This is a genomic window from Streptomyces sp. NBC_00637, assembly GCF_045161545.1.
In the GTDB taxonomy this organism is placed as follows: domain Bacteria; phylum Actinomycetota; class Actinomycetes; order Streptomycetales; family Streptomycetaceae; genus Streptomyces.
In genome coordinates this window covers 485,489-497,623 of record NZ_CP109046.1, presented here as the reverse complement: position 1 = coordinate 497,623, position 12,135 = coordinate 485,489, and the positions used below count along the sequence as shown (strand labels likewise).

At 70.6% G+C, this 12,135-nt stretch carries 9 protein-coding genes; 1 reads left to right on the top strand and 8 read right to left on the bottom strand.

Going from position 1 to position 12,135, the window contains the following annotated elements:
* Positions 1-93: 93 nt before the first annotated feature.
* The 3 genes from OG440_RS02150 to OG440_RS02140 all read right to left on the bottom strand — a co-directional run bounded on the left by OG440_RS02150 (position 94) and on the right by OG440_RS02140 (position 3,378).
* Positions 94-1,431, bottom strand: coding sequence for an ABC transporter substrate-binding protein (locus OG440_RS02150; protein ID WP_406005100.1), 1,338 nt, complete (start codon positions 1,429-1,431; stop codon positions 94-96).
* Between the two features lie 92 nt (positions 1,432-1,523).
* Positions 1,524-2,447: a carbohydrate ABC transporter permease gene (locus OG440_RS02145; RefSeq protein WP_406005099.1), complete on the bottom strand. Its 924-nt coding sequence runs from the start codon at positions 2,445-2,447 to the stop codon at positions 1,524-1,526.
* A gap of 4 nt (positions 2,448-2,451) precedes the next feature.
* A complete protein-coding gene (locus OG440_RS02140; RefSeq protein ID WP_406005098.1) occupies positions 2,452-3,378 on the bottom strand; it encodes a carbohydrate ABC transporter permease in 927 nt (308 codons plus the stop codon).
* A 293-nt stretch (positions 3,379-3,671) separates the two neighbouring features.
* Here OG440_RS02140 and OG440_RS02135 point away from each other — a divergent pair, with 293 nt between their 5' ends.
* On the top strand, positions 3,672-4,664 hold the full coding sequence (locus tag OG440_RS02135; protein ID WP_406011227.1) for a LacI family DNA-binding transcriptional regulator: 993 nt from the start codon (positions 3,672-3,674) through the stop codon (positions 4,662-4,664).
* 154 nt (positions 4,665-4,818) lie between these two features.
* Here OG440_RS02135 and OG440_RS02130 read toward each other — a convergent pair whose 3' ends face one another.
* The 5 genes from OG440_RS02130 to OG440_RS02110 form a co-directional block, all read right to left on the bottom strand.
* Complete coding sequence (locus OG440_RS02130; RefSeq protein ID WP_406005097.1) at positions 4,819-5,472, bottom strand: lysophospholipid acyltransferase family protein; 654 nt, start codon at positions 5,470-5,472, stop codon at positions 4,819-4,821.
* 362 nt (positions 5,473-5,834) lie between these two features.
* Positions 5,835-6,410: a TerD family protein gene (locus tag OG440_RS02125; protein WP_406005096.1), complete on the bottom strand. Its 576-nt coding sequence runs from the start codon at positions 6,408-6,410 to the stop codon at positions 5,835-5,837.
* Positions 6,411-6,540: 130 nt separating this feature from the next.
* The gene (meaB, locus tag OG440_RS02120; protein WP_406005095.1) at positions 6,541-7,527 is read right to left on the bottom strand and encodes a methylmalonyl Co-A mutase-associated GTPase MeaB; all 987 of its coding nucleotides are present in this window, start codon (positions 7,525-7,527) and stop codon (positions 6,541-6,543) included.
* Positions 7,528-7,532: 5 nt separating this feature from the next.
* The gene (scpA, locus tag OG440_RS02115; protein WP_406005094.1) at positions 7,533-9,707 is read right to left on the bottom strand and encodes a methylmalonyl-CoA mutase; all 2,175 of its coding nucleotides are present in this window, start codon (positions 9,705-9,707) and stop codon (positions 7,533-7,535) included.
* Complete coding sequence (locus tag OG440_RS02110; protein WP_406005093.1) at positions 9,707-11,503, bottom strand: methylmalonyl-CoA mutase family protein; 1,797 nt, start codon at positions 11,501-11,503, stop codon at positions 9,707-9,709. The genes scpA and OG440_RS02110 overlap by 1 nt, the downstream gene beginning before the upstream one ends.
* Between the last annotated feature and the right edge of the window lie 632 nt (positions 11,504-12,135).

Sequence of the window (12,135 nt, the reverse complement as noted above, 5' to 3'; positions counted from 1 at the left end):
CGGCGCGGCCCGGGTGCCGCGCCGCCCGGCGTTTGGTGCTTCTCGGCTGCTCGCCGAGTGCGTGTCGAATGTCTGCCGGCTGCTTGCCGACGACTACTTCTCGACGGTGAAGCCCTGCTCCTCGCCGTACTTGACCGAGGCGTCCTGCCAGGCCTTCAGACCGTCCGCCAGCTTGGTGCCGGAGACGTAGGCCTTGCCGACGGTGTCGTTGAAGATCGAGTTGGCGTACGGCTGGAACGGGAGGTACGACCAGTCGCTCGCCACGTTCGCGGCGGACTCGGCGAAGATCTTGTTCGCTTCCTGGCCGCCGAAGTAGTCGAACTTCTTGCTCTGGAACGCGGGAGACTCGAGCTCGGCCTTGGTGGCGGGGAAGGCGCCCTCGCCGATGCGGGTGGCGACGCCGGCGCCGGAGTTGGCGTACTCCGTGAAGGCGTAGGCGAGTTCCTTGTTCTTGCCCAGCGCCGGGACGGCCAGCGAGCTGCCGCCGTTCTCCGCGCTCGCCTTGTCACCCGCGGTCCAGGCCGGCATCGCCGCCGCGCGCCACTGGCCCTTGGCGTTCGGGATGCCGGTGACGAAGTTGGCGGGCATCCAGGCACCGGTGGGCAGGGTGGCGATGGTGCCGTCGCCCAGACCCTTGTACCAGTCGTCGGTCCAGCCGTTGACCGGGGCGAGCAGCTTCTCGCTGATCAGCTGCTGCCAGACCGCCTCGTACTTCTTGGCGCCCGCGTCGTCGAAGTTGACGGCGACCTTGGTGCCGTCGACCTTGTAGGGGCGCGAACCGGCCTGCCACAGCAGGGAGGTGGTGAGGCCCGCGTCACCGAGGTCGCTGGTGATGTAGGCCTTCGGGTCGGCCTTGTGGAGCTTGCGGGCCGCGTCCAGGTACTCGTCCCAGGTGGTGGGGACGGCGATCTTGTACTTGTCGAAGACCGTCTTGTTGTAGAACAGCGCCATCGGGCCCGAGTCCATCGGCAGGCCGTAGACCTTGTCGCCGTCGCTGACCGCGTTCCACGGGCCCGGCGTGTACTTCGAGGCGAGCTTGTCGGCGCCGTAGGGCGCCAGGTCGGTCAGACCCTTGGTCAGGGAGTACTGGCCGAGCGCGAAGTACTCGATCTGGGCGACGTCCGGGACGCCCTTGCCGGCCGAGATCGCGTTGGACAGCGCGGTGTAGTGCTTGTCGCCGGAGCGCTCGCTGACCAGGTTGACCTTGACCTTCGGGTACTTCTTCTGGAAGTCGGCGGCCACGGTCTTCAGGGTGGGCTCCCAGGCCCAGACCGTGATGTCGCCGCCCTTGTCCAGGGCGGCCTGGATGTCGCCGGCGGAGACGGCCTTCGTGTCGGAGTCGTCGTCCGAGCCGCCGCAGGCGGTGACGCCCAGGGCGAGGGTGGAGACGAGGGCGATGCCGCGCAGGATGCGGCTCGTTGTTCTGCGCATGGGGCTGCTTCCACTTCTTCGTGGGTGGGACAGGTGAGGGTGGGGGTGGTGCGGGTGGTGCTCAAATGTGGGGCTGGAGGGCGCGGCCCACGTCACTCCTTGACACTTCCGGCGGCGAGGCCGGACTGCCAGTACTTCTGGAGGAACAGGAAGGCGGCGATCAGGGGAATGATCGTGAGCAGGGATCCCGTGATCACCAGGTTGAAGATCACGTCGCCGCCGATGGTCTGCGCCTGGGAGCTCCAGGCGCTCAGACCGAGCGTCAGCGGGTACCAGTTCGGGTCCTTCAGCATGATCAGCGGGAGGAAGTAGTTGTTCCAGGTGGCGACCGTGGTGAACAGCAGCACGGTCACGATCCCGGGGGCCAGCAGCGGCAGCGCGACCTGGAAGAAGGTCCGCACCTCGCTCGCCCCGTCCATCCGGGCCGCCTCCAGCAGCTCGGTCGGGATCGCCTCCGCGGCGAAGACCCACATCAGGTAGAGGCCGAACGGCGACACGAGCGACGGGATGATCACCGCCCACGGGGTGTCGGTCAGCCCCATCTTGCTGAACATCAGGAAGGTCGGCACGGCCAGCGCCGTAGCCGGCACGGCGACCGCACCGATCACCACGGCGAAGATCGCACGCTTGCCGGGGAACTGGAACTTCGCCAGCGCGTACCCGCCCAGCACGGCCAGCAGTGTCGCGCCGCCCGCACCGAGCACCACGTACAGCAGGGTGTTCAGCAGCCAGCGGCCGAAGATGCCGTCGTGGTAGGTGAAGGTGGTCCGGATGTTGTCCCACAGGGCGAAGTCGTGGGCGAACCACAGGCCGTTGGAGTCGGCCAGACCCGACTGGGTCTTGGTGGCGTTGATGACCAGCCAGATCAGCGGCACCACGGTGTAGAGGACCATCAGGGCCATCAGGACCGTCAGCAGCACATTGCGCTTCGGCTTGCCCGGGGTGTGCTTCGTGCGGGGGGTTCGCAGCCTCGGGGCGGTGTTCTTCGCGGGGGAGGCGGTGACAGAGGTGCTCATCGGATCACGCTCCCTTGCGCATGCCGCGCAGCTGGACGACGTAGGCGACGATCATCGTGATGACGCCCATGATGATGGCGACCGTCGCGGAGTAGTTGTGCTGCTGGCCGTTGAAGGACAGCGAGTACGTGTAGAAGTTCGGCGTGTAGTCCGTGGTGATGGAGTTCAGTGCCAGCGGACGCAGGATGCTCGGCTCGTTGAAGAGCTGGAAGCTGCCGATGATCGAGAAGATCGTCGCGATGACGAGCGCGCCCCGGATCGCGGGCAGCTTGATCGAGCTGATGATCCGCCACTGACCGGCGCCGTCGATCTCCGCCGCCTCGTACAGGGAGGTCGGGACGACTCGCAGCGCCGAGTAGAAGATCAGCATGTTGTAGCCGACGAACTCCCAGGTCACGATGTTACCGATGGAGGCGAGCACCCAGCCGGGGGAGAGCAGGTCGGGCAGGGTGACACCGAACGCGGAGTTGATGTCGCCCACCAGGCCGTACTTGGTGCCGTACATGAAGCCCCACATCAGGGTGGCGACGACGGCGGGCACGGCGTAGGGCAGGAAGATCGTGATGCGGAAGAAGCTCTTGCCGTAGAGCCGGCCGCTGTCCAGTGCCAGCGCCACCAGCAGGGCGATGCCGAGCATGATCGGCACCTGGATCACCAGGAAGAGCGCCACGCGGCCGACCGCCGACCAGAACGCGTCGTCCTGGAAGGCCCGCGTGTAGTTGTCCAGCCCGACGAACTGGTTGCCGCCGATCAGCTGGTCCCGGAAGAGGCTCAGGTAGATCGAGTACATGATCGGGGCCAGGAAGACCAGGGCGAACACGGCCACGAAGGGACCGATGAACCCCCACCCCGTCCAGGAGCGGCGGTCCCCTTTCGCCGGGGGAGGTGCCGGCCGCGGCTCGGCGGCCACCGGCGGTTGCAGCGTCGTCATGTCGTTCCTCGCTCGTCCAGTCCTGGAACCGGGGCGGCGTTGCGCGGAGATTTCCGAACGCCCCACCGCCACCATGATGTTTACGTAAACATCAGCCACGCAAGAGGCTCGGCAAGCTGTTATGTTTACGTAAACATCTGATGGCGGCATGTCTACACTGCCCTGATAACGATGGTCAAGGGTCCTCCGGGGAGACCGTGGCACCTGCGCCGACAGAGAGGTGGGCACACCGAGTGGACATGGCTGAAAGAACACCGGCCAGGGCGTCGGGACGTGCCCGGGCCACCGCCTCCATGGCGGACGTCGCGCGGCTCGCCGGGGTGTCCTCGCAGACCGTCTCCCGGGTCTCCAACGGTTACGCGGGCGTGAACGAGGAGACCCGGCAGCAGGTACTCGAGGCCATGAAGGAACTCGGCTACCGGCCCAACAGCGCCGCCCGCGCCCTCAAGCGCGGTGAGTTCCGCACGATCGGCGTCATCACCTTCACGCTGTCCACGACCGGCAACGTGCGCACCCTGGAGGCCATCGCGACCTCGGCGGCCGCCGAGGGCTACGCGGTGACCCTGCTCCCGGTGGCTGTCCCCACCACCGACGAGGTGCGCGGCGCGTTCTCCCGGCTGGAGGAACTGGCCGTCGACGCGGTGATCGTCATCATGGAGGTCCATCTCCTGGACGCCGCCACCGTGAAACTCCCGCCGCACGTGCAGGTCGTGGTCGTGGACTCCGACGCCGGCGACCACTACACCGTCGTGGACACCGACCAGTCGGGCGGCACCAGGACCGCCGTCCAGCATCTCCTCGATCTGGGCCACCGGACCGTGTGGCACCTCGGCGGTCCCGACGGCTCGTTCGCGGCGCAGCGCCGAGCGGACGCCTGGCGGGCCGCCCTCACCGAGGCGGGCCGCACCGCGCCGCCGCTGGTCAGGGGCGACTGGTCGGCGGAGTCCGGCTACCTGGCCGGCCTCGAACTGGCCGCCCGCGAGGACTGCACCGCCGTCTTCGCGGCCAACGACCAGATGGCCCTGGGCCTGCTGCGCGCCCTGCACGAAGGCGGCCGCCGGGTGCCCGAGGACGTCAGCGTCATCGGTTTCGACGACATCCCCGAGGCGGGCTCGTTCCTGCCCCCGCTCACCACCCTGCACCAGGACTTCGCCGAGGTCGGCCGGCTCTGCGTCCAGGCCGTGCTGCGCAAGATGCGTCCGGACGGTTCGGAACACGGAACGACGCTCGTACCGACGCGGCTGGTGCTGCGACAGAGCACGGCCCCGCCGCCCACGGAGCGGTGAGAGCGTTCTGACGAACGGACCCCGACCCCGGTCTACCACGGCCGCAGCGGGGGCCCGTCCGTCCGGGATGTCTGGTTTCACAGTGCCCGGCTTCAGGGTGTCCGGCTTCGGGGTGTCCGGCCGGGACGACCTCGGGGAGCCGCGCCGCCCGTGACTACCTCGGGTGTTCGCCCACGGCGCGTGCCGCCGTCCGCCAGGCCGCGGTGACGGCGAGCCGGGCGGCCGCCGTGCCGCGCTCCGTCTCCGCGGGCAGCCGCAGCGGCGCGCCGAGGTGGACGTGGCAGTGCGGACGCCGGACCGGCGCCGTCAACGTGCCCGCCAGCTGCTTCGCGGCCGACCCCGACGAGATCCGCCGGGCGCCCGCGTGGCCCACCGGCACCACCAGTGCGCCGGTCGCCTGTGCCAGGCGGGCGAGCCCGGTGCGGAACGGCTCGGGTGCGGTGGCCGCCGCGTCCCTGCGGCGCGGCAGGCGGCCCTCACCGTAGAGGAGCACGTGCCGGCCGCCGGCCAGTGCCTCGGCGGCGGCGTCGAGAGCCAGCGCCGCGTGCGCCGTACGGCGGTGGACCGGGATGTGACCCTCCCGGCTCAGCGCTCTGCCGAGCAGCGGTATGCGCCACAGTCCCGCGGTCGCCATCACCACCGGTTCGAGTTCCAGCCGCCGCAGCGCGGTCATGACGACGGCGGGGTCGGCCATGGAGTCGTGGTTGGCGACGAAGAGCGTCCCCGCGGGCAGGCGCAGCTTGATCTCACTGGTGACGGTGAGCCGCCCGAAGAGCGGTGTCAGGGCGGTGACGGCACGGCTGAACACGAGGGAACCTCCGGTGAGGGCGATCGGAGCCTCAGTGTGGTGCCACGCCCCGCCGACGCGCCTGAGTACGGATACTCAACGAGCGGGCCGAAACGGGGCTGTGCGGAAACCAGCGGTCGCGACGACGGCGAGGACCGGCGCGAGCAGGGCGTCGAAGACGAGGTCGCCGGGGCGGCGGTGCGACAGGGCGCACCGGCGCGGCCCCGGCCTCGCGTGTCCGGCCGGGCTGCCTCGGCGTTCGTCACCGGCGCATTCTCACCGAGCCCCCGCCGCGGGGCGTCCTCCCGGACGTCACTCTTCGGGCACCGCGTACGTCCGGCGCCTGCATCTCAGGGAGGACCCCGGCGAGGAGACCTCCCCGGTCAGACGTTGACGCCGAAGTCGGCGGCGATCCCGGCCAGCCCGGAGGCGTAACCCTGGCCCACGGCACGGAACTTCCACTCCGCGCCGTTGCGGTACAGCTCGCCGAAGACCATCGCGGTCTCGGTGGAGGCGTCCTCGCTCAGGTCGTAGCGGGCGATCTCCTGGCCGCCCGCCTGGTTGACGACGCGGATGAACGCGTTGCGGACCTGGCCGAAGCTCTGGCCGCGGTTCGCGGCGTCGTGGATGGAGACCGGGAAGACGATCTTGTCGATTCCGGCGGGCACGGCGGCGAGGTTCACCTTGACCGACTCGTCGTCGCCCTCGCCCTCACCGGTGAGGTTGTCGCCGGTGTGCTCGACCGAACCGTCCGGGCTCTTGAGGTTGTTGTAGAAGACGAAGTGCTGGTCGGACGGCACCTTGCCGGACGCGTCCAGGAGCAGGGCGGAGGCGTCGAGGTCGTAGTCGGTGCCCGTGGTCGTCCGCACGTCCCAGCCCAGGCCCACCAGGACCGCGGTGAGGCCCGGCGCCTCCTTGCTCAGGGATACGTTGCCACCCTTGGACAGGGAAACTCCCACGGTCTTCCTCCTGGTCGAGACGGGTCGGGACTGTTCGAGATGGTACGCGGTGGAACCCGAATCCTATTTACAGAACTGTGGAAATAGGGGGAATGCGCCGCTCCCGGCCGAAGGGCGTCGGGGACGGTCGTCAGTTCGCCTCTTCGCCGAACACCTTCAGGATGCGTTCGGCGGCCAGTGTGGCCGTCAACTCGCCGCTCCTGACCTGCTGTTCGAGGGCGGGCGCCAGGGACCGTACCGCCGGGGCGGCGTGCAGGCGGCCGAGGAGCTCGTCGTGGACCATCGACCAGGTCCAGTCGACCTGTTGCCCGCGCCGCTTGGCGGCGAGCCGGCCGGTGGAGTCGAGCAGGGTGCGATGCTGTTCGAGGCGGTCCCAGACGGTGTCCAGGCCGGCCGCCTCGCGGGCGCTGCAACTGAGCACCGGCGGGGTCCAGGCCGCGTCCCTGCCGTGCATGAGCCGCATGGCGCCCGCCAGTTCGCGTGCCGCGGCGCGGGCATCGTGCTCGTGCGGGCCGTCCGCCTTGTTGACGGCGATCACGTCGGCCAGTTCCAGGACGCCCTTCTTGATGCCCTGGAGCTGGTCACCGGTGCGGGCGAGGGTCAACAGCAGGAACGAGTCGACCATGTTGGCGACGGCGGTCTCCGACTGGCCGACGCCGACCGTCTCCACCAGGACCACGTCGTAACCCGCGGCCTCCATCACCACGATCGACTCGCGCGTCGCCTTGGCCACCCCGCCCAGAGTGCCCGAGGTCGGGGAGGGGCGGACGAAGGCCGCCGGGTCGACGGCGAGGCGTTCCATCCGCGTCTTGTCGCCCAGGATCGAACCGCCGGTGCGGCTGGAGGACGGGTCGACGGCGAGCACCGCGACCCGGTGGCCGAGCGCGGTGAGCATGGTGCCGAACGCGTCGATGAACGTCGACTTGCCCACGCCCGGCACCCCGCTGACGCCGATCCGCCGCGCTTTCCCGCTGTGCGGGAGCAGCTCGGTCAGCAACCCCTGGGCCAGCGCGCGGTGATCGGGCCGGGTGGACTCGACCAGCGTGATCGCACGGGCCACCAGGGCCCGCCTGCCGTCGAGTACACCCTTCACATACGTGTCGAGGTCGATGGCCATGGGGCTTACAGTTCGTGCCCGAGGCCGGCCGCCAGCCGTTCGACCAGGTCGTACGCCGCGTCCGGGATCACCGTCCCGGGCGGGAAGACGGCCGCCGCGCCCATCTCCAGCAGCAGGGGCACATCCTGCGGCGGGATCACCCCGCCGACCACGATCATGATGTCCTCGCGGCCCTCCTCGGCGAGTTGCTCCCGCAGCGCAGGCACGAGGGTGAGGTGCCCGGCGGCCAGCGACGAGACGCCGACGATGTGCACGTCCGCCTCGACGGCCTGACGGGCCACCTCGGCCGGGGTCTGGAACAGCGGGCCGACGTCCACGTCGAAGCCGAGGTCGGCGAAGGCGGTGGCGATCACCTTCTGGCCGCGGTCGTGGCCGTCCTGGCCCATCTTGGCGACCAGGATGCGCGGACGGCGGCCCTCGGCCTCCTCGAAGGCGTCCACCAGGGTGCGGGTGCGTTCCACGGACGGGGACTCTCCGGCTTCGTTGCGGTACACGCCGGAGATCGTACGGATCTGGCCGGCATGACGGCCGTACACCTTCTCCAGGGCGTCGGAGATCTCCCCGACGGTGGCCTTCGCGCGGGCGGCGACGACGGCCAGCTCCAGCAGGTTGCCCTCGCCGCCGGCCGCCCGGGTCAGGGCGTCGAGCGCGTCCTGGCAGGCCCGTTCGTCGCGCTCCGCGCGCAGCCGCCGCAGCTTGGCGATCTGCTGGGCACGCACCGAGGAGTTGTCGACCTTCAGCACGTCGATCTGCTCGTCGGTCTCGACCCGGTACTTGTTCACGCCGATCACCGGCTGGCGCCCCGAGTCGATGCGGGCCTGGGTTCGGGCCGCCGCCTCCTCGATGCGCAGCTTGGGGATGCCGGCGTCGATCGCCTTGGCCATGCCGCCCGCCGCCTCGACCTCCTCGATGTGCTGCCAGGCCCGGCGGGCGAGGTCGTACGTCAGCTTCTCGACGTACGCGCTGCCGCCCCACGGGTCGATCACCCGGGTCGTGCCGGACTCCTGCTGGATCAGCAGCTGGGTGTTGCGGGCGATGCGCGCCGAGAAGTCGGTGGGCAGCGCGAGCGCCTCGTCCAGGGCGTTGGTGTGCAGCGACTGCGTGTGGCCCTGCGTCGCCGCCATCGCCTCGACGCAGGTACGGGTCACGTTGTTGAACACGTCCTGCGCGGTCAGCGACCAGCCCGAGGTCTGCGAATGGGTGCGCAGGGACAGCGACTTGGCGTTCTGCGGGTCGAACTGCCGCACCAGCTTCGCCCAGAGCAGCCGCGCCGCCCGCAACTTGGCGACCTCCATGAAGAAGTTCATGCCGATCGCCCAGAAGAACGACAGCCGGGGCGCGAACGCGTCCACGTCCAGCCCCGCCTCCCGCCCGGCCCTGATGTACTCCACACCGTCCGCGAGCGTGTAGGCGAGTTCCAGGTCGGCCGTCGCACCCGCCTCCTGGATGTGGTAACCGGAGATCGAGATGGAGTTGTAGCGGGGCATCCGCTGCGAGGTGTAGGCGAAGATGTCGGAGATGATCCGCATCGACGGCTTCGGCGGGTAGATGTAGGTGTTGCGGACCATGAACTCCTTGAGGATGTCGTTCTGGATGGTCCCGGCCAGCTTCTCCGCCGGTACGCCCTGCTCCTCGGCGGCCACGATGTAGAGCGCGAGCACCGGCAGCACGGCGCCGTTCATCGTCATCGACACCGTCATCCGGTCCAGCGGGATGCCGTCGAAGAGCTGGCGCATGTCGAGGATCGAGTCGATGGCCACGCCCGCCATGCCGACATCCCCGGTGACCCGGGGGTGGTCGCTGTCGTAGCCGCGGTGGGTCGGCAGGTCGAACGCGACGGACAGGCCCTTCTGGCCGGCCGCCAGGTTGCGCCGGTAGAAGGCGTTGGACTCCTCGGCGGTGGAGAAACCCGCGTACTGGCGGATCGTCCAGGGCTGGTTGACGTACATCGTCGGGTACGGGCCGCGCAGGTACGGGGCGACGCCCGGGTAGGTGCCCAGGAAGTCCAGGCCCTCCAGGTCACGGCCCGTGTAGAGCGGCTTGACCGCGATGCCTTCCGGGGTCTCCCACAGCGGCTCGTCACCGCCGGTGGCCTGTTGGACGGCCGTGCGCCACGCGTCGGCGCCGCCGTCCACGGCCGGGGTCCCCAGTTCGATCCCGGAGAAGTCGGGGATTCCCATCAGGACACTCCCATGCGGTCGAGGGCGGCGGTGAGCACGGCGACGGCGTCGCAGCCCGCGAAGACGTATGTGTCGACTCCGGGGTACCGCCCCGGGCGGCCCGCGAGGAACACGTGCGAGGCACCCGCGTCCCTGAGCTCCTGGGCCAGGGTCGCCGCCCGCTCCTCGTACAGCGCGTCGCTGGAGCAGAGGACGGCCTCGGTGGCGCCGCTGTCCGCGAAGGAGCCGTCCGTGACGGGTTCGATCCCGCCGGCCCGGAACAGGTTCGCGGCGAAGCCGACGCGGGCGGTGTGCGCGGCGGCGGGGCCGAGGGCGGCCAGATACACCCGCGGGCGGGATCCGGTCGCCGCGACGTGGGCGTCGGACCGGGCGCGCAGCCTCTCGAACGACTCGTCGCGCCGTACCCGGGGCAGTCCGCCGGAGCGGGGCGCGGGTGCGGGCTCGCGCTCCACCGGACGCTCGGCGAGGTCCGGGAACTCGCTGACACCCGTGACGGGTTCGCGCCGCTTGGCCAGCTGCGCGCTGCGCACCGCCCAGGTGCTCGCCAGCTCCTCGCCGATCCGGCCCGAGCGCAGGGAGTCCGCCAGGCCGCCCGCCCGCTCGATCTCCTGGAAGAACTCCCAGCCCGCGTGGGCGAGTTCGTCGGTGAGCCGCTCCACGTACCACGAGCCGCCGGCCGGGTCGACGACCCGGGACAGGTGCGACTCCTCGATGAGGATGGTGGAGGTGTTGCGGGCGATGCGCCGCGCGAAGGCGTCCGGCAGGCCGAGCGAGTGATCGAAGGGCAGGACGGTCACCGCGTCGGCGCCGCCCACCCCGGCCGCCAGGGTGGCGACGGTCGTGCGCAGCATGTTCACCCACGGGTCGCGACGGGCCATCATCACCGGTGACGTCACGGCGTGCTGCACCTGTCCGGCGGCGCTTCCGCAGACCTCGGTGACCCGCGCCCACAGCCGGCGCGCGGCGCGCAGCTTGGCGACGGTCAGGAACTGGTCGGCGGTGGCCGCGTACCGGAACTCCAGCTGCGCGCAGGCGTGTTCCACCGGCAGGCCGGCCTCGGTCAGCTCCCGCAGGTAGGCCACCGCGGTCGCCATCGAACAGCCCAGCTCCTGCGCGGCCGAACCACCGGCCTCGTGATACGGCAACGCGTCCACGGTCAACGCCCGCAGTCCCGGATACGCCTCGGCGCAGCGGCGCGCGAGAGCGGCCACGGGTGCGAAGTCGTACGACTCGCCGGTGCGGGCCTCGTGGCCCAGCGGGTCGGCGCCGAGGTTGCCCCGCGCCGCCTCCGGGGCGATGCCCCGCTCCTCGTACAGTCGCAGCAGCTCCCGTGCGGCCGCCCCGACTTCGCTTCCGGCGTCCAGGACCACGGGTGCCAGGTCGAGATACACCCCGTCGAGCACTCGGCCGAGCGAGGCGACCGGGATGCCGCCGTCGCCGAGGAGCAGCCACAGCGAGGTGACGCCGTTCTCCAGGTCGGAGAGGACCGCGCCGCCGGTCGCGTGCTGCTGTCGCACGTCCCAGCCGCCGACGGAGTTCCCCTCCGCCCGACCGCCGCGGACGAACGGCGCGAAACCGGGCAGACCGGGATCGGGTGCGGAGTCGTGCGCGCTGTACAGGGGTTGGAGGCGAAGCCCGTCCTCCAGCGCGGTGGACAGGGCCTCCTCGGCTGCCGCGTCCGAGACGTCCCTGCCCGACTTGCGCAGCACACCCGCCACGAGGCGCTGCCACTGCTCAAGGGTCGCGTCAGGGAACTCGGCGGCCAGCGAAAACCCGTCGTCGGGCAGGACCGTCATGCTCGGATGCTAGGCCAGACGGGCCGAGCGACAGCAGGGGGCACGGCTGTGACCTTGGCCGCTCACCCCTTGTGACCTCGGCCTCTCATGGGGGGGCGAGCCGTGCGGGTGACGATCCGACGACCGGGAACACGCCCCGGGGGGCGAAGGGCGAAGAGTGCCGGAGCGGGCGTGACCACACGACCGCGCCGGCGACGAGAGGGCCCGGGTCGGCTCCTGAGGGGTGGTCACCTCGGGTGGCCCGCGGCCGACGGAGCGAGCGGCCGCGGCCAAGGCGTGCAGGTGCACGTGGGGGTCGCACAGACCGGGCGGCAGGGCACCGCCGCGCGTCGAGTTCGGCGGGTGAAGGCGGCCGCGTTCCCGGGAGGTACCAGAGGGGCCCGTCGGGATGCCCGGTCAGCGTCATGACACGGCCTGCGCGCCCGCTGCGCCGCACCGGTCCCGGACCGCTCGGTCGACACACGCCACGATTGCGCCGAGCACCCCCGGGGGTGTCATGACCTGGACATACTCGGGTGCTCTCGTCCCGGAGGCCGGGTCGTCGTCCGCGGACGCCGAGACTTCTCCCGGACCGCTGTGACTTCTCCCACCTGCTCTTGTCGGGGCGAGGAAGGGTTACCTACGTTCGGTCG